Origin of the sequence: Alkalihalophilus sp. As8PL (assembly GCF_040939795.1) — a bacterium.
GTDB lineage: Bacteria > Bacillota > Bacilli > Bacillales > Bacillaceae_D > Alkalihalophilus > Alkalihalophilus lindianensis.
In genome coordinates this window covers 1,031,101-1,056,047 of sequence record NZ_CP162551.1, presented here as the reverse complement: position 1 = coordinate 1,056,047, position 24,947 = coordinate 1,031,101, and the positions used below count along the sequence as shown (strand labels likewise).

Here is a 24,947-nt window from a genome sequence, read left to right as displayed (position 1 = left end):
TTTAGATCAAAGGGTTTTTACGGTGGTTTTTTTATTGGAATGAGCATAAAGAGTAGTAAGTAGTATTAATGGGAGTGAGAACTATGGGAAAAACAAAACATCAAGGCCCTATTAAAGCAACAAAAGCGCCTCAACCAAAACATTGGGTTAGTCCAATTCCGTTTGGTTTAGGAAAAGTAAAGCCAAAACATATTCGTGATACGATGAAAATTGCATGGGATAACAAGGATAATTTAGGTTATGCCTCCCGTATTTTAACAAAAGGTGTATGTGACGGCTGTGCACTAGGTGTGTCAGGCCTGCAAGACCAAACGTTGAAAGGTCCACATATGTGTACAACACGTTTAAATGTCCTTCGCCTAAATACGGCCCCGGCGATTAAAGAAGACATTTTACATGCTGATATTGATGAATTAAAAAAATACGATAGTACAGAACTAAGAAAATTAGGACGGATTCCATATCCACTTATCAGACGTAAAGGCGAGAATAAGTTTTCACGCCTAACATGGAATGATGCGATGGATATAATTGCAGAGAAGATGAAGCAATTAGATCCAAAACAATATGCCTTCTATTTAACATCAAGAGGAATCACGAATGAATCCTATTATGTAGCAGCTAAAGTGGCACGCTTCTTAGGGGCAAATCATATCGATAATGCAAGTCGTATTTGTCACTCTCCAAGTAAAACGGCATTAAAGCGTTCGATTGGAGTAGGGGCATCTACTTGTAACTACCAAGACTGGTTTGGAACAGACGTCCTCTTATTCTGGGGAAGTGTTGCATCAAACGCATCTCCCGTTTCATCAAAGTACATGTTAGAAGCAAAAAAACGTGGTGCTAAAATAATCGTCGTAAACCCATATAAAGAGCCGGCAATGGATAAATATTGGGTGCCCTCAAATGCTGAGTCTGCCATCTTCGGAACGAAACTTGCTGATGATTTTTACCAAGTAAACATTGGTGGAGATATTGCTTTTATGCAGGGTATTATGAAGCATTGGTTTGACATGGAAGCAAACGCTCATGGTTCGGCGATTAATCATGAATTTGTCAGAGATCATGTCAATGCATATGAAGAACTGAAAGCTCATGTTGAAACACAATCTTGGGAGGAAATTGTCAAATCTTCAGGTATTACAAAAGAGAGAATCATCGAGCTATCAGAGCTATTAGCCAACAGCAAGAACGCAGTCTATGCGTGGGCACTTGGGTTAACGATGCACGCTTTCGCTTCAGATAATATATCTCAAGTCGCAAACCTTGCTCTTCTTCGTGGCCACCTAGGACGTAAATACAGTGGCTTGATGCCATTCCGTGGGCACTCTTCCGTTCAAGGTTCAGGTGAAATGGGTGCTGATCCATTCGTTTTACCAGGCGGTGATTTCGTTGAAGAAAACATTCAACGTATGGAAGGGATTTGGAAGTTTGATATTCCAAGATGGCAAGGCGATGTAGTTGGAGTTACATTAGAAAACATCGTTCTACCAGAAGATCATGAGCGCAAAATTAAAATGTACTATATGTCAGGTGGTAACTTCCTAGAGACGATGCCTGATCCGAATTTCATTGAAAAAGCATTGTCTGAATTAGAGATCCGTGTTCACCAAGATATCATTTTGAACACGTCGACTTTAGTAGAAGCAAAAGAAGCGGTTATTGTTCTTCCCGCAAAAACACGTTATGAGCAAGATGGTGGTGGAACGTCTACCTCAACAGAACGTATGGTTTACTATTCTCCTGAAATTGAAGGAAATAAAAATCACATTGAAGAAGCTAGATCAGAGTGGAAGATCTACATTGATCTTGCGAAACGTGTGAAGCCTGATACTGCTCATTTAGTCGATTTCAAGACCGGCCAGGACATTCGTGATGAAATGGCGATTGCGAACCCGAATTATGAGGGAGTACAGCATTTGAAAAAACAAGGCGATGTCTTCCAATGGGGCGGAGCTTGGTTGTGCGAAGACGGCATTTGTCCGACTCCAGATGGTAGAGGAAATCTTCTTCCAGTCGATATTCCTGATATGGGTAAGAAGGAAGGGAACTTCATCCTGACGACTCGTCGCGGAAAGCAGTTTAACTCGATGGTTTATAAAACAACGGATCCATTTAATAATGCAGAGCGATATGATGTATTAATTAATACAGAAGATGCGCACGAGTTAAGTATTGCTGAAGGGGAAGGAGTTGTCATCCATAACCGATTTGGTGTATTCCAAGGGAAAGCGAAGTATGCTGATATCACTAAAGGAAATTTAGGAGTCCACTTCCCAGAAGGAAACTTCTTATTACCTAAAGGAAGATATGAAAAGCTAGCAAAAATCCCTGATTACAACGTAGCAGTTAAAGTAGAAAAAGCAGATCGTTACAATGCACGAAAAGATACAAAATATGTTGAACGTAAAATAGATGATCTTGAAATGTCTGCTCCGGGTTAAGGCGTAAGTGGCACTGTAATGGTTGTGAATTCAACTGTTACAGTGTCTTTTATTTAGAAGTAAATAAACCTTCCATTCTTTTGCCATCACCTGTACAATGAACACGAATCTCAAATTCTATCATTTATTACCAAGAAAGGAAGATTTGATGTCTGAACGGTTAATTCGTCTTCTACGAATCATCATCTTAATTCAATCAAGTCCTGGAATTACGGCAAAAGAATTAGCCGACCGTTGTGAGACGACTCCTCGCACGATTTACCGTGACTTAGAATTATTAAGTGCAGCTCAAGTACCGATCACAAATGAAGGATATGGTAAAGGATATGAATACATAGGGAATTTTTCCTTTTATCCAATCGACTGGACGGAGCAAGAAGCCGTTGCTTTTGGCATGCTTCCGAATGTGATTGAGCAAATGACGCATCTGTTTCCTCCAGACTTTTATTCAGCCTATGAAAAAGTTATGGCGACCCACCAAAAGGAAAAGAAAGAGTTACAAGATGTGCTTCAGAAAATGGTTTCTATTATTCAAATGGGGACACCGGCTTTCCAAGAAGAGCAAAATAACTTTTTATCTCCCGTGATAGATTCGATACTAAACTCACGTACGATAGAAGTAGTCTATCATACGCAAAGCCGAGATGTGACAACATCTCGCGCACTAGATCCATATTACTTAATTCCGCGCGATCATAGATTCTACTTAATTGCCTTTTGTCATGAGAAGCAAAAAGTACTAACCTTTCGCATGAGCCGCTTCCTTCAAGTGAATCAAACAGATCAAACCTTTGATATGAAAGATTTCAATTTGAAGAAGTACTTCAAAGACACGTGGTCGATCATTCAAGGCAAAGATAAAATTCATTTTAAAGTGCTATTTAATAAAGAAGTAGCACGCTATATAAAGGAAGAAGAGTTATTTGTAAGTCCGCGACTGACTGAAAATAAGGATGGAAGCTTATTGTTTGAAGTTACTCTGAATCACGACCGCGAATTCATGCAATGGCTGATGCAATACGGCATGGATGCAGAAATTCTTGAGCCAGTCGAATACCGTGCGAAAATGAAAGAGATGCTGACAAAATGGATGAGCGTGTACGAATCGAAATAAGAAAACAGGTAGCAACGCGGGTTGCTGCCTGTTTTGTGGGTTTTAGGAGTCTCGGCGCGGAGGTAAGGTGACAAGGCCCTTTCGCACATATAGACCACTTTGAGAGGCAGCTCGCACATAAAACGAAAATAGCGCACCTAAATTGGTGCGTATCGCACATATATCTAGATTCTCGCACATAACTGAGCTGCGATCGCTCATAACCCCACAACATACGACCAATTAAGACCAAGATCAAATATAAGTACATAATTTTTTGTTCACTTTTTCCAGTTTGATTCGTCTTTATTATGAAAAACAGAAGAGAGCTTCTTAGATGGGAGGGCAGGGATGAATGACGCACAAATAGGTGAAATGCTGCAAGAACAACTGAGAATCGTGCGTTCCTATTTGCTGAAGATGGGGGCTACAAAAGAAGATGCGGAGGACATCATTCAAGATACAGCTTATCAGTTTCTTCTATATATAGACTCCGTTGATATTCATAACGTTGAGGGGTGGCTATTTCGAGTAGCAATCAATCGATATTATGATTTAACGCGAAAACAAACGAGAAGAAGAAACATTCTGCTCACCTTTAATGTTCAACAGTTGATGGAGGAGGCAACACCTGAGTCTACCTTTATCAGGCATGAGGAAGGGATGGAGGTAAGAGCGACTCTATTGAAATTAAAGAAATCGTATAGTGAGCTACTCCTATTAAAGTACAGTACTGGTTTGCGAATTCAAGAGATCGCGGAGTTGTTAAATATGAAAGAAGGTACGATAAAAACGAATCTGTACCGAGCTAGAAATCAATTTATGAAAGAATACAGGAGGCCATCCGATGACAGATGACAAGTTATTTTCAAGTAAGAAAGACTCGGGGCTTGGTGATCTCGTAAAAAAAGCGAGACGAAAATCGCTCATTAAGACGATCAGTATATCGTTAGTAGTAAGCATAGTGGTTTTGTTCTCCTTGTACTGGACGGGAAGTTACGTGATTCAAAGACAAATCAATCAATCTACGGATGATGCCCTGTGGAGTATGGTTAGAGGAGCTAATGTGGAAGGGACTGGGGCTTCCTACACGTATTCTTTTACTTCAGCTATTGAAACGCGTGATCTAGTGAAGAAGATCGGGGGCGTGTCGCTTGCTTGGGGAGCAGAGGAAACAGAGTATACAATGTTTGGCACAAAAAAACTCCTCTCCTCTGTTACATCGATTCATATGTCTCAGGAAGCAGGAGAGCGGGCAATTCCTTATTTTCAAGGAGAACGAGTGATTGAGTTTTATCATCCAGAGGTTGAATACCAAGAAGTGTATGATGATCGCCCATTACTGGAGAATATCCCAGATTACATGGTTGCGGAGATGGCCTTTTCATTTGATCAACCGTATTCGCTTCAAGAAGTAGTGGATGTATTTGGGGACCAATTAGAGTGGTATTGGGTCGACTCCTATTCCGAAGAAGACGTAAAGGATCATAACGAAATGAACAAAGTAAGAGAAGATGAAGAATACCATTTTAACCATTTGATTATGGGCTATGGCACATACGGATTTCCTTTTTATAAAGGATCCACGGCAAAAGAATCAGCACAATCATTCATTCACACCTTAGAATATGTTAAAGAACAATCGAATGAATATGAATACGAAGTCGATCAAGTTATCAACGCTATTACGAATAATGGAGAGAAGGACTTAGCTCCCGAAAATGTAGAAATTATTGGAGTGGTCGTAACTGGTACTGCAGAGGAGTTAAGCCAGTTTGATGAAGTTGAGATGGTCCGAGGGGCAACACTTGGAGCGACGGCTAAGAGGTTTGAGTAAAGAAGGCGAATGCCTTCTTTTTTTGTGATCTGATACTAACGGTTTATCATAAAGATTCTCCTCCCTAAATAAAATGAGTATAAGACAAACCAAAGGGGGGAGATTTATGCTTAATCGAATAGCTGATCGTTTCTCACGTGTTATCCAGAGGTTTTTGCCAGACGCTTTTGTCATTGCGGTGCTTCTAACAATTGTGGTCATTGCTATTGCCATTATGTTTAATCCAAGGGAACCAGTTCAAGTTTTTCAAGCATGGGGGGACGGATTTTGGACGTATTTAGCATTTACGATGCAGATGGTCCTTTTGTTATTAACAGGAATGGTGCTAGCATCGGTTCCGTTTATTAGTAAGGGGCTAAGATCATTAGCCAACTTCGCAAACACTCCTACAAAAGCATATTTAATCACATTTCTAGTAGCAGCTGGTGCCTACTATATAAACTGGGGTTTAGCTGTTATCGTAGGTGCGATCATTGCGCGTGAAATTGGGAAACGAAATAAAAAAGCACATTTTCCACTGCTTATTGCAGCGGCGTATGCTCCAACCGTTCTCTATACTGCAGGATTTTCAAGTTCAATTGGATTAACAATTGCAACTGAAGGTCATTTTCTAGAAGAAACAATGGGTGTGATTCCCACTTCAGCGACGATTTTTCATCCATCAACAGTGATTATCTTTTTAGTGTTAGCCATCACGATGCCCCTTTTTATTATTCTTATGGCTCCTAAAAAAGACATTACGTCTTATCAACCACCAGCCCGATCAACAGATGTAACGTTTGATAAACCTAAAAAAGATTCGATGACTCCTGCGCAAAAATTAGAATATACACCTATTTTAGGAATGCTTATTGGTGCGATTGGAGTTGTGTATACAGTTGGAGTGTTTGCAACAGGGCGTGACCTTGATCTAAATCTTATTAATCTCTTTTTCCTATCTGCTGGTCTCTTTTTTCACCGTTCACTTGGACAATTTGCACAAGCATTTAAACAATCAGTTACCTCTATTTCACCTATTGTGCTTCAATTTCCTTTCTATGCAGGAATCATCGCCGTATTAGGTGGTTCAGGTTTAGGTGATGCCATTATTAATGGAATGGTCTCCGTTGCAACGCCTGAGACATTTAATGTATTTAGTTACTGGGCTGCTGGGTTTATTAATATACTAGCTCCTTCAGGTGGAGGCCAATGGGCATTGCAAGGGCCGCTTCAAATTCCTGCAGCTATCGAGCTTGGTGTAGATCCAGCGATGACTGCCATGGCTGTTGGATGGGGAGATGCATGGACAAATCTCATTCAACCTTTCTGGGCATTGCCTATTCTTAGCGTAGTAGGTCTACACATCAGACATATTATGGGATATTGTATTTTATTAAGTATTTGGGTAGGTGTCATTACGAGTGTGTTAATCTTTTTCTTGTATTAAAGTTCTGGTAAGAGTGAATATAATTGTTATCACCTTCCCGCCTACTAATCTACAAAAATAAACCAAAAAACACCTGTTCGCTGACAAATATATGTCATTTCTCCTTGGTATGCTCTAGGTATATCAAATCAATTGGAGGGATTAGACCTGAAAAAGGCAAGTTTTTTGTATCATTTGTAGCAGCGGCAATGGTGGTTACAGGTTGCGGGGAAGAGTCGTCAGTGGAAAGAGTAGAAGAAACGGAAGAGGCTACAGAGGTGACGGCAGATGCTGAAGTAGAGGCAACTGAAGAAGAGGAAGAAGAAGAAACGGAAGAAAGTGAAGGGAAAAGTGATGTTGGGACTCGTGACAATCCACTAGCGATAGGCGAGCGAGTGACGGTAGAATATAATGACTTATTTTATGGAAATGTGAGTCTGGATGTGGAGTTGCTTGAAGTTATTAGTGGAGATGAAGCGGCAGAACGTGTTCAGGATGGCAACCCATTTAATGAAGAAGCTGGTGAAAACGAGGAATATGTATTAGCGAAGTTTTACGTAAAAGCACATGAAATTGAAGAAGAGCCATTCGACTTGAATCATGCTCAATTTGACGCGGTAAGCAGTACGGGTAATGCGTATGATGGGTTTATCTCAGTTTCAGGGCTTGAGCCAGACCTAAGCAATGAGCTATATTCTGGAGCTGAACGTGAAGGCTACACGTACTTTTTAGTGGATAAAGATGATGAGAATCCACTCGCAGCCTTTAAAAGAAGAACCGATGCGGAGTTATGGTTTCAACTAAGAGCGGAATAATCTAAAAAGGTCGATCCACCTAATAAGGGGGTCGACCTTTTCGTTTACTCCTCATCACGTTTTCCAAGGATTCCGTAAAAGAAAATATTTGTTATATCTTCTGTTAGAGGGAGGATGTTTTTGTAGACATCTTCACGCTGAACATACTCTTTTAGCATTTGAATATAAAAGATAATCGCTTGATCAGAGAGGTTCGGATCAACATACCCTTGTTCTTTTCCTTCTTTAAAAAGATGAGTGAAGTAAGGAAGAGCCTTTTCTACATAAATTTTCTCAATATAGTTGCCTTCAGCTGTGTATTCCTTCATTAAATATTGATAAAACTCTTCATTGATCTGTTTGGCGACTTCTTTTTTATTGAAAATGAGTTTCTTAATTTTATCTGGAAATGGAATATCAGAGAAGACCGTCTCCTCAAACGTGGCAGAAGCTTGGTCGACATAATAAATAAAGACATCATGAATCAATTTATGTTTGCTTTCAAAATAATTGTAGATCGTAACCTGTGAGACATTCGCTTTTTTAGCTATTTCAGAAATGGAGACTTTTTGAATACCATACTCCATAAATAACTCTAAGGAAGCTTCTAATATATGTTGTTTCTTTTGTTCGCGCCTACGTTCAAAACCGTCCATGTCGTTCACCTCTCTTTATAGTGTAATCAAATTTATGTAATAAAACAAATAAATTAGTTCATAAACTCTTGTCAGGGTATTCTTTTTTGTATATTATGAACTAAATGAGTTAATAAATTTCATAATTTATAAAAGTAGATGATAGAGACTGAGGAGGAGCTTAGATGACCATTTTAGAAACGAAGAACTTATCGAAGAAGTTTGGGAAGTTCACGGCATTAAATGGTGTTCATTTAGAAGTAAATAAAGGAGAAGTGTATGGCTTTATTGGGCCGAATGGTGCAGGGAAATCAACGACGATTCGAATCTTACTTGGTATCTTAAAAGCAACAAGCGGGGAAGCCACGATTTTTGGAAAGGATGCATGGAAGGATGCTGTAGAGATTCATAAACGCCTCGCCTATGTGCCAGGGGATGTGAACCTTTGGCCAAATTTAACAGGCGGTGAAGTGATTGATTTATTTATGAAGTTACGTGGGGGTACAAATGAGGGGCGACGTGACGAGCTAATCGAAACGTTCAAGCTTGATCCCACAAAAAAATGCCGCACGTATTCAAAAGGAAACCGACAAAAAGTCGCGCTTGTCGCAGCTTTTGCTTCAGATGCAGATCTCTACATTTTAGATGAACCAACCTCAGGCCTCGATCCGTTAATGGAGAAAGTGTTTCAACAATGTGTAGTTGATGCGAAAGAGTCTGGAAAAAGTGTGCTGTTATCGAGTCATATTTTATCTGAAGTAGAAAGACTGTGTGACAAGGTCGGAATCATTCGCGAAGGCGAAATGATTGAAACAGGCACATTAGCTGAACTCCGTCATTTAACACGTACTCAAATGTTCGTAGAGTCTAAGCAGCCAATTATTGATTTAGCAAACCTAAGCGGGGTTCATAAGATTGAACAAAAAGATCAAGGGCTCTCCTTTCAAGTGGATGCCAATGAGTTGGATCTCGTCATGAGGCATATTAGCCAGTTTGGACTAGTGAAAGTAGAGAGTGCACCGCCGACATTAGAAGATCTGTTCATGCGTCATTACGAAGGATCAGCTAGTCGTGGAGGTGAGTGACCATGTGGAAGAAACAGTTCAGTCAAACAGGAAGGATGACTCGATTTGTCTTAAGACGTGATCGAATTCGTCTTCCGATTTGGTTGATTTCAATAGTGCTGATCACCATTGCAACAGCAACCTCTTTTACGGATTTGTATCAAAATGAACAGGAAAGACAAGCGATAGCGGAGACAATGAAAAATCCTGCAATGACTGCGATGGTTGGGCAAGGGTATGGACTTGATAACTACACGGCAGGGCCTATGATGGCGCATCAAATGCTGTTATTTACCGCCATTGTCGTCGCGATCATGAGCATTCTTCTCGTCACTCGACACACCAGAGTGGATGAAGAAGAAGGACGAATTGAATTGATTCGTTCCTTACCAGTTGGCTCATTAGCTAATCTTAGTTCAACGATGATTGTCTTAGTCGCAGCAAATATCGTGTTAGCTTTAAGTGTGGGATTTGGCTTAGCTAGCTTACAAATTGAGAGTATGGATTTAGGGGCATCGCTTTTATACGGGGCAGCTTTAGGGGCAACAGGGATATTCTTTGCTGCCGTTACGGCTCTATTCGCTCAGCTATCTGAGAATTCAAGAGGAACGATTGGTTATTCCTTTACCGTGCTTGGCGTTGCTTATTTGATCAGGGCAGTAGGAGATGTGAGCAACGAAGCACTCTCATGGTTCTCTCCGTTGGGTTGGATTTTAGGAACAGAAGTGTATGTGAACAATTACTGGTGGCCGATTGTGTTAACGATTGGTGGATCAATTGTGGTCTTACTAATTGCTTTTTATTTAATGACGATTCGTGATCTAGGTTCTGGCTTTCTCGCATCAAAGCCAGGTAGAAAGAATGCGCCTCGTTCCTTATTAAGTCCATTTGGTCTAGCGCTAAGACTGCAACGAACGGGGATCATTGCCTGGGCAATCGGAATGTTTGTCTTAGGAGTATCCTATGGTTCTGTATTAGGAGACTTGGAATCGTTTTTCTCGAATAATGAAATGTTAACCGAAATGCTAGCGCCAATAGAGGGAGTAACGTTAACGGAGCAATTTTTAACGATGTTAATGGCTGTTATCTCAATGATCTGTACGGTTCCGGCACTACTCTTTATGCTTAAGCTAAAAGGGGAAGAAAAGAAAGGACAGATCGAGCACTTATTAACACGTGCCGTTTCTAGAAACCAAGTGCTCGGGAGCTATCTACTCCTTTCCTTACTGTTTGGCTTTGTGATGCTGTTTCTTGCATTAGTCGGCTTATGGAGTGCCGGAAATGCTGTGATGGAGGAAGCGATTTCGTTTTCATTAATGTTTAAAGCAGCGATGGTTTACTTGCCGGCGATATGGGTGATGACTGGCCTAGCCGTCTTTGCAATTGGGTGGCTGCCGAAAGTAACGAGCTTAAGCTGGTTATACCTTGGTTACTCCTTCCTCGTTGTCTATTTAGGAAGCTTACTCCAATTCCCAGAGTGGATGGGGAAAATCTCACCATTTGGTCATATTCCTGAATACCCGGTGGAAGAGATCGATTTCGTGACATTATGTGTTCTCACGATGATGGCTATAGCTCTCATAATTACCGGTTTTATCGGCTATCGAAAACGAGATATAGAAGGATAAATGAAGGGTCGGCTGCGAATGTGCCGGCTTTTTCTATTTATAGGATGAGATTTAAAATGATTTACATTCCTTCAAATAAGAGGCTAGGACATATCTAAGAGGTTTACTCAGGATACGAACGAAGCGCTAAACTAGCGGATGAAATATACGTAGACCTCCTGTGGGGACTAGAGCAGGAGTGAGATCCCGGAGTGCGATAGCACGAGGAAGCTCACTAGCTCCCCACGGAAAGCGAAGTATATTTCAGGAGCGGTATACATAAACCGCATCTGTAATGTTCGATTTTCCATAAGTTAAAATACTTTTGTCTCACCCTCTTTTTAGTTAGTATGGGGAATTCCTAAACAACTGCTATAATAAAGTAAAAGTCGATGGAGCTGAACCGAAATGAATCCAACCATCCAACGCTATTTTACCGATCTAGAATCACCCGATAAACAAGCCCAATATGAAGCCTATCAACATCTGATTGAAGCGACCCGTCATGAAGTAGACTGGGCGTATGAAGTGTGGGATCAATTGAAGGAAGATTTAACAAATAAAGATGCTCATAAACGCTCAAGAGCTGCACAATTTCTCAGTCATTTAGCAATCAGTGATCCTGAAACAAGAATCATAGACGATTTCCCAAAGGTGTGGGCCGTGACGAAAGATCCTAAGTTTGTGACAGCTAGACATTCTCTTCAATCCATTTGGAGAATTGCTTTAGCAGGACCCGAACAAAAACAGTTAGTCATGACTCATCTAGTCGATCGGTTTAAGAATTGCTTAGATGAAAAAAACTACACATTGATTCGATTTGATATCCAACAAAATTTCCGTCACCTTTATGATCAAATGAGGGATGAAGAGTTAAAACAAATAGCTTTGGAGTTAATTGAAATAGAGGAAGAGGCGAAGTATCAGAAGAAATATAAGTCGGTGTGGAGATAAGGCACACAATGGACTAGCGGATGAAACATTGTATAAATTGAAAAGTACCGGGAAGAGCCGAGTGTATATTTATGATAGCTAGAAGAGGAGTCTAATAATTATATGAAGGACCGTACACTCTTGTATGTATAAAGTGTACGGTCCTTTTCAATTTGAGTTTGTTTAATGCGGTAAATAATACTGTGGTGTACGACTTTTGAACACTGGTACGTTTTCTCTTACTTCTTTTACTTTTTCTAAATCAAGTGAGGCCATAATCGTTTCTTCTTGATCTTGAGTGGCAAAATGTATGAAATCACCCCAAGGATCAACAATCATCGAATTCCCACAAAATTCAACTCCATCATATTCTCCAACTCGGTTAGACGAGACGATATACATTTGGTTTTCAATCGCTCTCGCTTGTTGAAGGATTTTCCAGTGGTTGCTTCTTGCTTCAGGCCATTCAGCCACAATGAAGACAGCTTGAGCACCTTCAAGAGCAAGTCCTCGCATCAATTCTGGGAAGCGCAAGTCATAACAGATGACGATTCCCATCTTTTGACCATCGAGTTCAAACGTTGTAGCACTATTTTGGCCACCATCAAGATAAAGATGTTCATTTAACATTGGCACAAGGTGCATCTTATCATATTGATAGACGAGATTCCCTTTGCGATCAATCACGACTGCACGATTAAAGATTTTATTGTTTTCTTTTGTTGCAAAAGAACCACCAACGAGATTCACTTGCCATTTCTTCGCTAGCTCTTTTAAGAAGGTAAGCGTAGTTTTTGATTCGTCTTCAGCAAGATCATGAAGCTCATCAAGTGTATAAGCTGTTGTCCACATTTCAGGAAGTACGAGTGTGTCTGGCTTGTCTTTTTCACATACCTCAGCAACCCATGCTTCTACTTTCTCACGATTTTTCTCCGGATTCCCAGGAATGATATCCATTTGATAGATTGCCAGCTTCATTAACGAATCCCCTTCTTTCTTTTTCGTATATTTATATGTATGAAATGCTATTAAATTTAAGATAAAGCAAACTACTGTTTCGGTCAAATAATTCAGGAAAAGATGCTCTACTTATCAAGAGAGCACGAGTATGACCAGTTGACCAGTAAAAAAAGCGCAAAAGAGCGACGGTTCCTCTTGCGCTTTTTAGGTTGCCTAGATTATGCTCTATAACCTCATTACTTACATAAAACGGATAGAAAGAACAGATAATACAAAATATAACTATGAAGTTAAAGGTGTGATTATTTTGCAAGAATTTGCTGATCGTGTATTAAGTTTTTTACCTGCAGGAGTGGTGTTTTGGTCAGCTATTTTGACAACGATTTTTGCTGCCCTTACTCAAATGTTCTTTAACTGGTATGTAAAGAAAGCTGAATTACCTTGGATGAGAGAAGAGAATCAACAGAATAAAGAGAAGTTCATAGCAGCGATTAAACAACAACATCAAGGTCAAAGCGAGAAAGAAGGCAACTGATGAAGAGTCCGCTTTCTTATTCTATTTCACCAGGTGAGATGTGTTTAACCTTGGTTTCAATGATTGTTGGGGTTGGGGTGCTCACTTTACCAAGAGCATTAGCATCTGAAATAAACCTAGCTGATGGATGGATATCGATCATACTAGCTGGTGCCATTATTATACTATTTATCATTCTTTATGTACGATTACAACAACATTTCCCTGGCGAAACCTTATTAGAGTATATAGGGAAGGGGAAGGTATGGAAGTGGATTGCAAGAGGAATATCGTTATTATTTCTTATCTATTTTTTATGCCTAATGGCTTACGAAGTGAGGGTCTTAGCTTTACTTATTCGAATGTATTTGCTAGATCAAACACCCTCAGAAGTGATAGCTGCGTTAATGCTCTTATGTACCACTTACGCTGTGTCAAAAGGAACGCAAGGGATAGTCCATTTAAGCCTTATGTTTCTGCCTATTGTGGTATTTGTGTTGCTTGGATTAATATCGTTTACCACTATTAAGGCAGACTTTACGAATCTCCTTCCCGTTATGCCTGAAGGGGTTTTACCAGTCCTCGCTGCAACAAAAGTGACGTTACTTTCGTTCTTAGGCATTGAAATCTTGTTTTTCTTAATGGCTCGCATGAAAAAAAGTGAAATAAAAGTGTTCCCTCTTATTACCGGAATCATGTTGGTTGCATTGCTTTATTTGTTAGTTACAGTCGTTACTTATGCAAATTTCACAGTTGATACTACTACCCAAATTACGTTTCCTACTGTGGAATTAGCTAAACAACTCGAAATACCAGGGGGTTTTTTTGAACGGTTAGAATCCTTGATGATAACAGTGTGGCTCATCACCATTTTCAACACGATCTCGATCGTCCAGTTAATTTTTGTTCAATTATTTCAGAAAAGTTTTATGAAGGAGAATGCTAAGGCGAATTATATACCGATGATCAGTATCTTCTTCATTTTTATTGTTGCGTTCATACCTGATTCTATTACAGAAACCTTTATGTTTGGCGAGTGGATTAGTTGGTTGGGTACTTCTTTGTATGTATTTAGCTTAGGGTGTGGTTACCTTTATTTTTGGATGAGAAAAAAGAAGAACGAAAAGGAGGAGTATTATTCATGAAAAAATTCATGCTTATTTTCGTTCTCCTCTTACTGTCTCTAACGGGATGCTGGGATCGGGCTGAACTTGAAGAAGTCGGATTTGTTATAGGAATTGCGTTCGATCCAAATCCTGATAACCCTAAAACATTTGATACTACTTTTCATATCGCAGTGCCTTCTGCTTTTAGTGGTGGAGGTCCAGAAGGGGATTCAGGGGAAGGTTCCCCATTTTTTAATATAACTTCAACGGGTGTAACAAACTTTAATATGATTCGTGACATTAGTAAACGAAGAAGTAGGTCTTTAAACTTTGAGCATCTGAAGGTAATTGTGATTAATGAAGAATTAGCAAGACAAGCATTTATCACTGGTGTGTTAGATTTATATACCAGAGATCATGAAATGAGAAGAAAAACACATGTTTTAGTCTCTAAAGGGGAAGCAAAGGAAGTTTATATGGATAAATTACCTCTGGAAGATATGCCGGCAATATCAATCGAGATGATTAATGAAAACTATACGAAAGCTCTTGAGATGATAGAGACAAGAGACATTGGGACTATTTCCGAAAAAATGACTGCAAATCAAAGCTATTTAATTTCTGGTGTTAATAAGGAGCACAGAGAAGATATGAACATTTCAGGTGCAGCCCTTATGAAGGGTGAGGATAACAAAATGATCACCTGGTTAAATGAAGAAGATATTAAAGGGTACAACTGGGTGATGGGAGAAGCGAAAAATGGCATTGTTGAAGCAACTGTAGACGATAAAGAAAGCTTCATTTTTGAAATTTTATCACACGCTACAAATGTAAATTACGAAAGGCAAAATGACCAGAATATATTTAATGTATTAATAAAAACGGAAGGTACATTTAGCGAAAGTTGGATTCCTGGATTGGAAATTAATAACCTGGAAACGATAAAAAAAATGGAACAAATCTTATCCAAGAAAATAGAAAATCAAGCTACTAGCCTTATAAAAAAAATGCAAGAGGAATGGTATTGTGACATTTTTTATTTTGGCCCCCTTATAAAAAGAAAAGAGTATCAATATTGGAAGCAAATAAAAGAAGATTGGGAAGGGGAGGCAGGGATATTTAAAGAGGCTAACGTTCAGGTAAACGTAGAAGTGAAAATTAGCCACTATATGACGCAAGAGAAAACAAGCTAGTAAATGTTGATTATTTATGATTAGAAAATTAAGCATCTTCTTTGTGTAGGTGATCCTTTGTATAAAAAATTGCTAAAGAAATCAAAAATGAAAGCATTAACGAGTAGTTACGATGATCAATTTGAGGTTTCTACTGAGTTATCCAAGATGGTGGGATTTGTTCAAAGTATCATTTGCGAAAGTAGTGATGTTGTTCAGCGTGATATTAAGATAGCGGATAAGATGAAGGCTACCCTTTTTTATGTAAACGGTTTAAGTAAAATAGATTTGGTAGATAACAATGTAATAAAGCCTATCATGCAAGTCACACCTGAAACGATCGATGGCATGACTCCTGATGGAATCTTAGAGGAATTATCTCAGCATGTGGTTAATCTTTCATCATTTAGTATACATGTATCATTTGACCGAGCCTTACACTCTTTAATGTCAGGGGATACTTTACTCCTAATTGATGGAATAGATAAATTAGTAGTATTAGGCACACGAGGGTACGAGAAGCGAGGGATAGAAGAACCTAAAAGTGAGGTCGTGATACGAGGACCTAGGGATGGTTTTATAGAAGATTTACAGACGAACATGGTCTTACTAAGAAGAAGAATCTCTAATCCGAGTTTTATTTTACAAACAGGAGAGATTGGGAAAAGGACTAAAATAAAGTATTGTCTCGCATACATGAAGGGAATTGCTAATGAAAAATTAGTGGATGAAATTCGGTACAGGATTGCTTGCATAGATATAGATGAAGTGTTAGAGACGGGTACATTAGAACAGTTAATAGAAGACAATGTAATGTCACCTTTCCCCCAACTAATGCATACAGAAAGACCTGATAAAACAACCGCTTCCTTAATGAATGGACAAGTGGTTATATTAGTTGATGGAACGCCTTATTCATTAATTGCGCCTATTACGTTTCAAGAACTGTTAAAATCACCAGAAGATTATTACGACCGATGGCATATAGGGACATTAATACGGATCATCCGGTACCTCGCTGCGTTTTTTGCTCTTTTTCTACCCTCCTTATATATTGCTATGGTGACCTATCATCATGGCATGCTACCAACTACGCTTGCCCTCTCCATTGCAGGCTCGCGTGAGGGAGTGCCTTTTCCAGCTTTCCTTGAAGCTTTTCTCATGGAAATTACGATTGAGTTGTTACGTGAAGCAGGAATACGTCTACCACGAGCAATTGGACAGACGATTGGAATAGTAGGAGGGTTAGTCATTGGTGATGCAGCTGTTAGAGCTGGCTTTGTCAGTCCTGTAATGATTATTGTCGTAGCCATTACTGCGATTGCATCCTTTGCCATTCCTTCCTATAGTTTTAGTATTGCACTACGGATGCTTCGTTTTTCATTTATGATAGCCGCATCAATTTTCGGTTTATATGGGATTGTCATCTCTTATATCTTAATTAATATTCACTTGGTTGGCTTGCGGAGCTTTGGGTCTTATTATACCTCTCCATTTGCCCCATTTAATTATAAAGATTGGTTAGATTTATTATACAGAGCCCCACTCTCTCTTTTAAGATCAAGAACAGATGAACCCAAAACACTGGATGATAAAAAGCAAAGTTAAAGAGATACAGATGAAGATTTTCTATAGAGGCATAGAGTTACAGTAAGATCGACCAGTAGTGTGTGGTCGATTTTTTTTATGCAACACCACTTACTGTACGGTGTAATTATGCTTCTCCAAAAGAGTGGATGTGGTTCATAATCTTCTACACTCTGAGGGATACTACACTACATATAGATAAGGGCGTTAGTAATGGAATAAGTCATTAATTATTCAACCAGTGGGCAATAGAAATATTTGGATTACCTTGGTGATTACATTACTACTTGTGCTGACACTGATTGTGATTGAATATGTCGTATTGAAATCCGACACTCTAGAAAAGTTTTTTTACAGCAAATCAATCATTGTCAACGAAAATGGAGAAATTAATGAAAAAAACTTATCAAAACTACGTTTAACAGTAGATATGCTTGAAGTCCGATTGAGGCAGCAAAGCATTCAAAAAATTAGTGATGTGCAATGGGCTACGATAGAATCAAATGGACAATTGGGATACCAGCTAAAACTTGAAAAACAATATGCTACGAAAGAAGATATTGAAATGTTAGTCTCGTTGATTCAAGCATACTTGCCTCATTCATCGATCCAAACACCAAGTTCTGAATCAAAGCAGACAAATAATCTATTTAAGGAAGTTAAATATAATAAGCATGGAGAAGAACCTCCAGATCATTTGAAATGAGGGTATAAAATGGGTGTGGAAAATAGGGGTAAACCGTTTATTTTAACCCTTTCTAAATGGTTAATGTGGGGAGGTCTTATCGGTGTCTTTGTAGGCTCCACAACGGCTTTTCTATTAACAACAAATGACTTTCTGGGTGATACGCGACAAGGTAATTCTTGGGCTATCTATTTTTTACCACTAGCAGGTATAATCTTAGGTTACATATACATGAAATATGGCAAGAACGCGGGGAATGATTCTGCTAAAGGCAATAATCTCGTTATAGAAGCGGTTCATGGCAAAGCCAAAATGTTACGTAGAATGGGTCCTATCGTCTACTTAGGAACATTTCTCACAGTCTTATTTGGCGGATCCACAGGAAGAGAAGGTGCAGCTATTCAAATGGGGGGAAGTATAGCAGAAACAGTCAATCATTACTTCAAAGTAAATTTACTAGACACGAAAATTCTACTGCTAAGCGGAATTAGCGCAGGTTTTGGTGCTGCCTTTGGCACCCCTATCACAGGAGCAGTTTTTGGGATGGAGATGACTGCTTTAGGAAAAATGAAATTTGAAGCATTGGTCCCCTGCCTTGTAGCTAGTTTTGTTGGTCACTATATCACTGAGTCAGCTTGGGGAGTCGAGCATGAAACATTCACTATCCAAACAGTACCAGAGAGCTCGCTTACTGTGTTCGGCATGGTTATCCTCCTATCCATTACCTTTAGTCTTTTAAGTGTATTCTATTGTCAATTGAGACATGGTATTCAAAGCTTCTCAGAAACGTATTTTAAGAAAAATCATATGATAAGAGCCTTTGTCGGGGGAAGCTTTATTGTCGCTTTAACGCTGATCCTAGGTACTGAGGAGTATAATGGGCGTAGTTTAGACATGCTTGAACAATCCTTTGAAGAGCATGTTCCACCCTTTGCCTTTCTCGCTAAGCTAGTATTTACAGCCGTTACCCTTGGCAGTGGCTTTGTAGGCGGGGAAGCTATACCGTTATTTTTTATGGGAGCCACTTTAGGGAATAGTTTGTCCGCGTTCATTGATTTACCTTTGTCTTTTCTTGCTGGTCTTGGTCTGGTCGCTACCTTTGCTGGTGGTGCGAACACGCCGATTGCAGCATTCCTTTTAAGTATCGAGATGTTTGGAGGAGAAGGTATTGAATTTTTCTTTGTTGCTTGTTTGACGAGTTATATCTTTTCTGGTCATCACGGACTTTGGCCATCTCAAACAATATATGAACCAAAAAGTCGATTATATAATCTTGCTTACGGAGATACTATTGGCACAATAGAGAAGAAGAAAAAATAGCTTCGTCTCACCATCTAACCAAAAAAAGCAGGGCTCCATGCCCTACTTTTTCCTCAGTCAACAAACTCTAAGTCAGCTGCTGCTCGGCAAATTCTCGGTACAAGTCGTGTGAGTTCACTAACTCTTGATGAGTGCCGATTCCAGTGATTTTTCCTTTTTCTATGAAAATGATTTTATCAGCATGAACAATGGTTGATAACCTGTGGGCAATAACGAAGGTTGTCCTTCCTTCCATTAATCGAGTTAAAGCTTGTTGAACGATCCCTTCTGATTGACTATCAAGACTTGCGGTTGCCTCATCCATCATTAAGATTTTTGGATTACGCAAGAACGCTCGTGCAATCGCAATTCGTTGTCTTTGCCCACCTGAGAGCTTCACGCCTCGTTCACCAACCTCGGAGTTGAGCTGCTCTGGGAAGTCTTGAATGAATTCATCGGCATACGCCATTTTAGCTACTTCCCATAGTCGTTCATCAGAAATCGTATCCGCATCTTCTAGCCCGTAGCAAAAGTTCTCGCGAATCGTTCCGGCCATCATCGGACTATCTTGCGAGACATAGCCAATTTGCCTTCTCCACGATGCCATCGATAATTCCTTGATTGGTGTATGTCCAATCCGAATTTCACCTGAAGTTGGCTCGTAAAAACGCTCAAGCAAGCCAAACATCGTCGTTTTTCCTCCGCCGCTTGGTCCTGCAAAAGCGACCATCTCACCAGGTTCAACATCGAATGTCACCCCATTTAATACAGGTTCATCCTCACTGTAGCCGAATGATAGGTTTTCTACGTGGATCGGCTGATTCGTAATGTCCGTGTTTATTCCTTTTTGTCCTTCTTCTAAAGGAATCTCAAGGATATCAATGATACGCTCCGTTGCTCCTTTTGCTTTTTGAAGCTGAGTGAAGAACATCGTAAAGGACGTAATCGGGAAGATAATTTGAAACAGATAAAGTAAAAAAGCGACAAGTGAACCGGTTGTCATCGTCCCTTCTGCAACACGAATCCCACCATATCCGATAATCATGACGATCACGACCATGATCACTAAATAAATCAGTGGTCCAATCATTGCGAAGATACGAGATTCGCGTAAACCGAACCCTAATAATGTATTGATGCCTGTTAAGCCTTTTGCTTCTTCCATTTTCTCAGCGTTGGATGCTTTCATTAAACGAATTTCGCTTAATGTTTGTTGGACACTTCCTGTGAAAGTGGCGGTTTCATCTTGGAGACCACGTGAGATTTTCGCCATTTTCCGACCGAGGGGGATGAGGATCGCAGCAGTAACAGGCACCGAGATGAACATTAATAACGTCATTTTCCAATCCATAATAAACAAAATAATAAGTGCACCAATGATCGTAATAATTCCTGAGATGAAATTAGGGAAGTGCTGTGAAATCAAATCCTTCACAATTCCGGTATCATTGACGACACGACTGACTGATTCACCACTCGTTTTTTTGTCAAAATAATTTACAGGTAAACGAAGAAGCTTGAACCACATTTTCTCCCGTAACTTCGCCACGATTTTTTGCCCGACATAGGCAAGTAAGTACATCGAGAGCCCGTCGATCACCGCTTGCAGAATAAAGACGACTCCAAGAATGACGATGAGAACAACACTAATTGAATCGACTGAGAATCCGTCAACTAATTCTCTTGTTAATAAGGGGATAGAAAGACCGACTAGTGTCGTAATAAGACTTCCGATCAGACCGAGAGTGAGTGCTAGCTTAGGGATTTTTGTAGATAGAATGAGAGAGATAAAGGGCTTGAGGTTCTTTTGTTGTTCATTTGCCATTCAGTGAGACTCCTTTATTTGAAGATACTTCCATTATCTTTCATCTTAACACTTCTTACTAACTTTCTATACATTTTCAAAACCGTTCATCATATGTCAGAAAAATAAAAAAATATAGCGTTAACTTTTACATATAGTATATACTGATGAAAAGTATTTCCGTAACCGAAATATATTCAAAGACATACATAAGAGGTGGATCACATTGACGAAGCGTGGCATCACAGCAGAGGATTTATATAACTTAACATCAATTAAAAACCCGGAGTTATCTCCCGATGGAAATCGATTTGTATGTGTACAAACAGCCATCAATAATGATAAACATGACTACCAATCTCATTTATTTATCGGTGAGGTAGAGGGAGGCATTTGTCAGTGGACGTTCGGCGATGTGAAGGATCATTCTCCAAAGTGGTCACCGGACGGAAAAACGATTGCTTTTGCATCGAATCGTTCAGGGAAATCCCAGCTTTATTTAATTAGTGCAGAGGGTGGGGAAGCAAGACAGCTCACTTTTTGTGTGAATGGAGCGAAGAATCCGATCTGGTCACCAAGTGGAGCACATCTCTTATTTGAAGCAGCAGTCGCACCAGATCAGCATTTAACAGATAAAGAGGAGCAAAGCGAAAAAGAAACGAAGCTGAGTCCAATGATTGTTGAACGGCTTCGCTACAAGTCAGATGGGGTGGGCTTTTTAGATGATAAGAATCAGCAGCTCGGTATCGCGTCGGTTACAACAGGTGAAATCACACAACTAACAGAAGGAGATCGAGATTACACGGCTGGCTGCTGGTCGCCAGATGGTCAGAGTATTGTTTTCTCAGCTAACTTAGGCGAGGAGCCTGATCATGATCTCTTAACCGATGTCTACATGATGAAGCTTGAAGATAAGAAGGTAACTACCATCACGACGGGCACTGGGGTATTTGGAAGTCCAAGCTTCTCACCAGATGGGACGTATCTCACCTTAATTGGTCATGAGCGAGACTATTTAAGTGCGACGTTATCTAGACTTTGGTTGTATAACGTAGAGGCTGAAGAATTAATTTGTTTAACAGCAGATTTAGATGTTCAAATTGGTGATGTGGCGATTGGCGATTTCCATTCGGGTACAGTCAACCCAGGAGCAATTTGGACAAATGATAACAAAGGGTTTTATTTTTTAGTAAGTGATCAAGGAAATACAGGTGTGTATTACGGAACCATTGAAGGTGAAATGGTTCCAGCGATTCTTGACGAGCAGCATGTGTACGGATTAAGTGTTGATCCAGTCTCACATCAAGCGATTGTCGCCATTAGTACACCGACACATCCTGGAGATCTGTACAAAGTAAACCTCTCAACAGGAGAAAAGAGTCAGCTGACGAAGGTTAACGAAGAGTTTCTAGTAGAAATTGAACTGTCAACGGCTGAAGCGATCACGTTTAAAGCTCCTGATGGCTGGGATATTCATGGCTGGGTGATGAAGCCTGTTGGGTTTGAGGAAGGAAAGAAATACCCGACCATTATTGAAGTCCATGGTGGACCACATGCGATGTATGCAAATACATACTTCCATGAATTCCAAATGCTTGCCTCCCAAGGATATGCAGTTGTGTTTACCAACCCTCGTGGCAGTCATGGATACGGGCAAACCTTTGTAGATGCCGTCAGAGGAGATTACGGCGGTGCGGATTATCAAGATGTACTGGCGGCTACAGATTATGCAGTAACCCATTTGAGTTATGTCGATGCGTTGAATCTTGGCATTACAGGAGGCAGCTATGGGGGCTTTATGACCAACTGGGCTGTCAGTCATACAAACAGGTTCAAAGCAGCCGTTACGCAACGCTCGATTTCAAATTGGCTTAGTTTCTACGGAGTGAGTGATATCGGCTATTATTTCTCTGAATGGGAAGTAGGAGGCGATCTTGTGCATAATGCTGAGAAGCTTTGGAAGCACTCACCGATTGCTTATGTTGATCAAGTGGAGACGCCCCTTCTAATCTTGCATGGAGAAAAGGACTACCGTTGCCCAATTGAACAAGCGGAGCAATTGTTTGTAGCCTTAAAAAAACAAAAGAAGCCAACAAAATTTGTTCGCTTCCCAGAATCGAACCATGAATTATCAAGAAGCGGCAATCCGAGCCTACGAGTAGAGAGACTCAACCATATTAAAGGATGGTTTGTTGAGCACTTAGACTAAACCTAACGAAAACAACCACTTTATCTAAGATGAGTGGTTGTTTTTATGACTAGATAGGAGAGAATCAAATGATCTATCAAGAGCATTTTGTGCAATCAGTTCATCTTTATTTAAAAGAGGAGGCGAAGCCGTGGTTGGAGCAGATTCCTTCGATCATAAAGGCTTGTGAGGAGAAGTGGGCATTAACAGTTGGTGAGGCGTATGAGCTATCGATAAATTATGTCGCAACAGCTTCCACTAAAGAGGGCAGAGAAGTTGTGGTGAAAATTTGCATCCCTGGAGAGGGATTTGATTCTGAGGTAGAAGCGTTAAAGTTGTTTGCAGGAAGAGGAATTGTGAATGTTATCGATACAGATGAAGACATGCAGGTTATTCTCCTAGAAAAACTTAACCCTGGATACACATTAGCGACGAGCCTAGATGATGAAAAAGCATGCTTAGCTGCAGCAAATGTCATGAAAGATCTCATCACGTATGCCCCAACAGAGTCAAGAATCCCAACTACTAAAGCAAGAGAAGAAAATCTAAGAAACATCATCGAAAAGCATGCAGAGGGGTTAGGACCTCTATCAAAGCAAACCCTCGATCAGGCACTTCAGATCTTTACCTACATGAACCAAACAACCAAAAAGCACTATCTTTTGCATGGAGATTTTCATCCCTATAATATTTTGAAATGTGAAGACGGATGGAAGGCAATTGATCCAAAAGGATTAATCGGCGAAGTGGAATATGATCTCATTCAATATATATTAAATGTTCTTCCTGAAGATGGCATAAAAGAAGTGACTCAAAAACGAGTTGACCTTTTTACAGAGAAGCTTACACTAAACAAGGAGAGACTGTTACTTTGGGGGTACTGCCATACTGTGTTAGCAACGGCTTGGACGGTGGATGAGGATGGGTCATACAATAAAGGCTTTTATCAGATGATTGAAGTGTGGAAGGAGCTTTATAAGGAGGAGTATGGGGAGCCTAGTCTATAGAATGTATATAAAGTAAATTCTTTTTTTATATTCTCCTTTTATTGGAGCAAGCTATAAAAAAAGAAGGATGTGTACATGAGATGAGTCATCTAGTTGATAAAATAACGGCTTTTTCAAACACGATTCGAAATGAGTTCCACAAACACTTTCCAACTGAAAAGACGCACAAAATTAACATTCAGGAGCTCGCGTACTCCATTCGTAAGCATCCAGATGCAAAGAAGAAATCGAATGAATGGCTTGGTCTAGTATTAAATGAGTACCGACTTTCTGTGGGGCTGATAGACTTCACACTTGAAACGAAAGGTCATAATGATGAAAAACTAATTAAAGTATCAGCGACAGAAAAAGGTGTAGATCTATTTAGCTACGCATCTTATGACGATAAACAAGCAGTGACCGACGATCATGCATTGCCTCAATATGCATACGAATTTTTAACGAAAGCGTAGGAAGTGTTTGCACAGAAACAAGGTAACTCTCAGATGGAGTTATCTTGTTTTTATATGGAACTTTTTGTATGTTGGTCCGTATAAAAGAGAGAAGTAATATAAAGGGGAGGCGGGGAACATAGAGCGAGCAATGGAAGCTACGACCGTTAACACAGAGAAGCTATTGTATATGATTGGGTTCATCATCTTTGGTGGCATGTTTTTAAGTTCGATCATTGATGCAAACTTTTATATTGAAGAGTATTCGCCAGCTAGGTTATTGGAGTTTCGTTTATTTGCAGGAGGAGGGGCGATTGTTTATTATGCACTCGTATTTTTGATGAAACGAAAACAGTAGGGGAATAGATGAGTAAGTCTGAGG

General features: G+C 39.9%; 22 protein-coding genes. 19 read left to right on the top strand and 3 right to left on the bottom strand.

Translation table 11 applies throughout. From position 1 onward, the window contains the following. The first annotated feature begins 83 nt into the window (after positions 1-83). From AB3N04_RS06905 to AB3N04_RS06880, 6 genes are all read left to right on the top strand, one after another. Positions 84-2,444 (top strand): FdhF/YdeP family oxidoreductase, encoded by a 2,361-nt coding sequence (locus AB3N04_RS06905; protein WP_368505369.1) that lies wholly within the window; start codon positions 84-86, stop codon positions 2,442-2,444. A 148-nt stretch (positions 2,445-2,592) separates the two neighbouring features. Next, positions 2,593-3,558, top strand: a complete 966-nt coding sequence (locus AB3N04_RS06900; RefSeq protein WP_368505368.1) for a helix-turn-helix transcriptional regulator — start codon at positions 2,593-2,595, stop codon at positions 3,556-3,558. A gap of 330 nt (positions 3,559-3,888) precedes the next feature. Further along, positions 3,889-4,395, top strand: a complete 507-nt coding sequence (locus AB3N04_RS06895; RefSeq protein WP_368505367.1) for an RNA polymerase sigma factor — start codon at positions 3,889-3,891, stop codon at positions 4,393-4,395. After that, positions 4,385-5,374 carry an anti sigma factor C-terminal domain-containing protein gene (locus tag AB3N04_RS06890; protein WP_368505366.1) on the top strand — a complete coding sequence of 330 codons (990 nt, stop codon included), beginning with the start codon at positions 4,385-4,387 and terminating at the stop codon, positions 5,372-5,374. Before AB3N04_RS06895 ends, AB3N04_RS06890 begins: the two co-directional genes overlap by 11 nt. Before the next feature lie 106 nt (positions 5,375-5,480). Beyond that, on the top strand, positions 5,481-6,800 hold the full coding sequence (locus AB3N04_RS06885) for a short-chain fatty acid transporter (protein ID WP_368505365.1): 1,320 nt from the start codon (positions 5,481-5,483) through the stop codon (positions 6,798-6,800). Positions 6,801-7,021: 221 nt separating this feature from the next. Continuing rightward, positions 7,022-7,594, top strand: coding sequence for a hypothetical protein (locus tag AB3N04_RS06880; protein WP_368505364.1), 573 nt, complete (start codon positions 7,022-7,024; stop codon positions 7,592-7,594). Positions 7,595-7,638: 44 nt separating this feature from the next. Here AB3N04_RS06880 and AB3N04_RS06875 read toward each other — a convergent pair whose 3' ends face one another. Further along, a complete protein-coding gene (locus AB3N04_RS06875) occupies positions 7,639-8,229 on the bottom strand; it encodes a TetR/AcrR family transcriptional regulator (RefSeq protein WP_368505363.1) in 591 nt (196 codons plus the stop codon). Positions 8,230-8,393: 164 nt separating this feature from the next. On the opposite strand from AB3N04_RS06875, the gene AB3N04_RS06870 reads away from it, so the two are divergent. From AB3N04_RS06870 to AB3N04_RS06860, 3 genes are all read left to right on the top strand, one after another. Next, positions 8,394-9,293, top strand: coding sequence for an ATP-binding cassette domain-containing protein (locus tag AB3N04_RS06870; RefSeq protein ID WP_368505362.1), 900 nt, complete (start codon positions 8,394-8,396; stop codon positions 9,291-9,293). Between the two features lie 2 nt (positions 9,294-9,295). Then, positions 9,296-10,900 carry an ABC transporter permease gene (locus AB3N04_RS06865; protein WP_368505361.1) on the top strand — a complete coding sequence of 535 codons (1,605 nt, stop codon included), beginning with the start codon at positions 9,296-9,298 and terminating at the stop codon, positions 10,898-10,900. Positions 10,901-11,287: 387 nt separating this feature from the next. Beyond that, complete coding sequence (locus AB3N04_RS06860) at positions 11,288-11,833, top strand: hypothetical protein (protein WP_368505360.1); 546 nt, start codon at positions 11,288-11,290, stop codon at positions 11,831-11,833. 162 nt (positions 11,834-11,995) lie between these two features. Here the strand turns inward: AB3N04_RS06860 and AB3N04_RS06855 are convergent, their stop codons facing one another. After that, positions 11,996-12,790, bottom strand: coding sequence for a carbon-nitrogen family hydrolase (locus tag AB3N04_RS06855; protein ID WP_368505359.1), 795 nt, complete (start codon positions 12,788-12,790; stop codon positions 11,996-11,998). Between the two features lie 202 nt (positions 12,791-12,992). Between AB3N04_RS06855 and AB3N04_RS06850 the strand changes: the two genes are divergently transcribed. The 6 genes from AB3N04_RS06850 to AB3N04_RS06825 all read left to right on the top strand — a co-directional run bounded on the left by AB3N04_RS06850 (position 12,993) and on the right by AB3N04_RS06825 (position 19,156). Then, entirely contained in the window at positions 12,993-13,307 is a 315-nt protein-coding gene (locus tag AB3N04_RS06850; RefSeq protein WP_368505358.1) for a hypothetical protein, read from the top strand. Then, complete coding sequence (locus AB3N04_RS06845) at positions 13,307-14,431, top strand: GerAB/ArcD/ProY family transporter (protein ID WP_368505357.1); 1,125 nt, start codon at positions 13,307-13,309, stop codon at positions 14,429-14,431. Before AB3N04_RS06850 ends, AB3N04_RS06845 begins: the two co-directional genes overlap by 1 nt. After that, positions 14,428-15,585 (top strand): Ger(x)C family spore germination protein, encoded by a 1,158-nt coding sequence (locus AB3N04_RS06840; RefSeq protein ID WP_368505356.1) that lies wholly within the window; start codon positions 14,428-14,430, stop codon positions 15,583-15,585. Before AB3N04_RS06845 ends, AB3N04_RS06840 begins: the two co-directional genes overlap by 4 nt. Positions 15,586-15,642: 57 nt before the next feature. Continuing rightward, positions 15,643-17,172 carry a spore germination protein gene (locus AB3N04_RS06835; RefSeq protein WP_368505355.1) on the top strand — a complete coding sequence of 510 codons (1,530 nt, stop codon included), beginning with the start codon at positions 15,643-15,645 and terminating at the stop codon, positions 17,170-17,172. Between the two features lie 250 nt (positions 17,173-17,422). After that, positions 17,423-17,857, top strand: a complete 435-nt coding sequence (locus tag AB3N04_RS06830; RefSeq protein ID WP_368505353.1) for a YetF domain-containing protein — start codon at positions 17,423-17,425, stop codon at positions 17,855-17,857. Positions 17,858-17,866: 9 nt separating this feature from the next. Beyond that, a complete protein-coding gene (locus AB3N04_RS06825; RefSeq protein ID WP_368505352.1) occupies positions 17,867-19,156 on the top strand; it encodes a voltage-gated chloride channel family protein in 1,290 nt (429 codons plus the stop codon). A gap of 67 nt (positions 19,157-19,223) precedes the next feature. On the opposite strand, the gene AB3N04_RS06820 is transcribed toward AB3N04_RS06825, so the two are convergent. Further along, the gene (locus tag AB3N04_RS06820) at positions 19,224-20,960 is read right to left on the bottom strand and encodes an ABC transporter ATP-binding protein (protein WP_368505351.1); all 1,737 of its coding nucleotides are present in this window, start codon (positions 20,958-20,960) and stop codon (positions 19,224-19,226) included. 205 nt (positions 20,961-21,165) lie between these two features. On the opposite strand from AB3N04_RS06820, the gene AB3N04_RS06815 reads away from it, so the two are divergent. The 4 genes from AB3N04_RS06815 to AB3N04_RS06800 all read left to right on the top strand — a co-directional run bounded on the left by AB3N04_RS06815 (position 21,166) and on the right by AB3N04_RS06800 (position 24,923). Then, entirely contained in the window at positions 21,166-23,148 is a 1,983-nt protein-coding gene (locus AB3N04_RS06815) for a prolyl oligopeptidase family serine peptidase (RefSeq protein WP_368505350.1), read from the top strand. Between the two features lie 68 nt (positions 23,149-23,216). After that, complete coding sequence (locus AB3N04_RS06810) at positions 23,217-24,134, top strand: aminoglycoside phosphotransferase family protein (protein WP_368505349.1); 918 nt, start codon at positions 23,217-23,219, stop codon at positions 24,132-24,134. 80 nt (positions 24,135-24,214) lie between these two features. After that, the gene (locus tag AB3N04_RS06805) at positions 24,215-24,586 is read left to right on the top strand and encodes a hypothetical protein (protein ID WP_368505348.1); all 372 of its coding nucleotides are present in this window, start codon (positions 24,215-24,217) and stop codon (positions 24,584-24,586) included. A 130-nt stretch (positions 24,587-24,716) separates the two neighbouring features. Next, positions 24,717-24,923 (top strand): hypothetical protein, encoded by a 207-nt coding sequence (locus tag AB3N04_RS06800; protein ID WP_368505347.1) that lies wholly within the window; start codon positions 24,717-24,719, stop codon positions 24,921-24,923. The last annotated feature ends 24 nt before the right edge of the window (positions 24,924-24,947 follow it).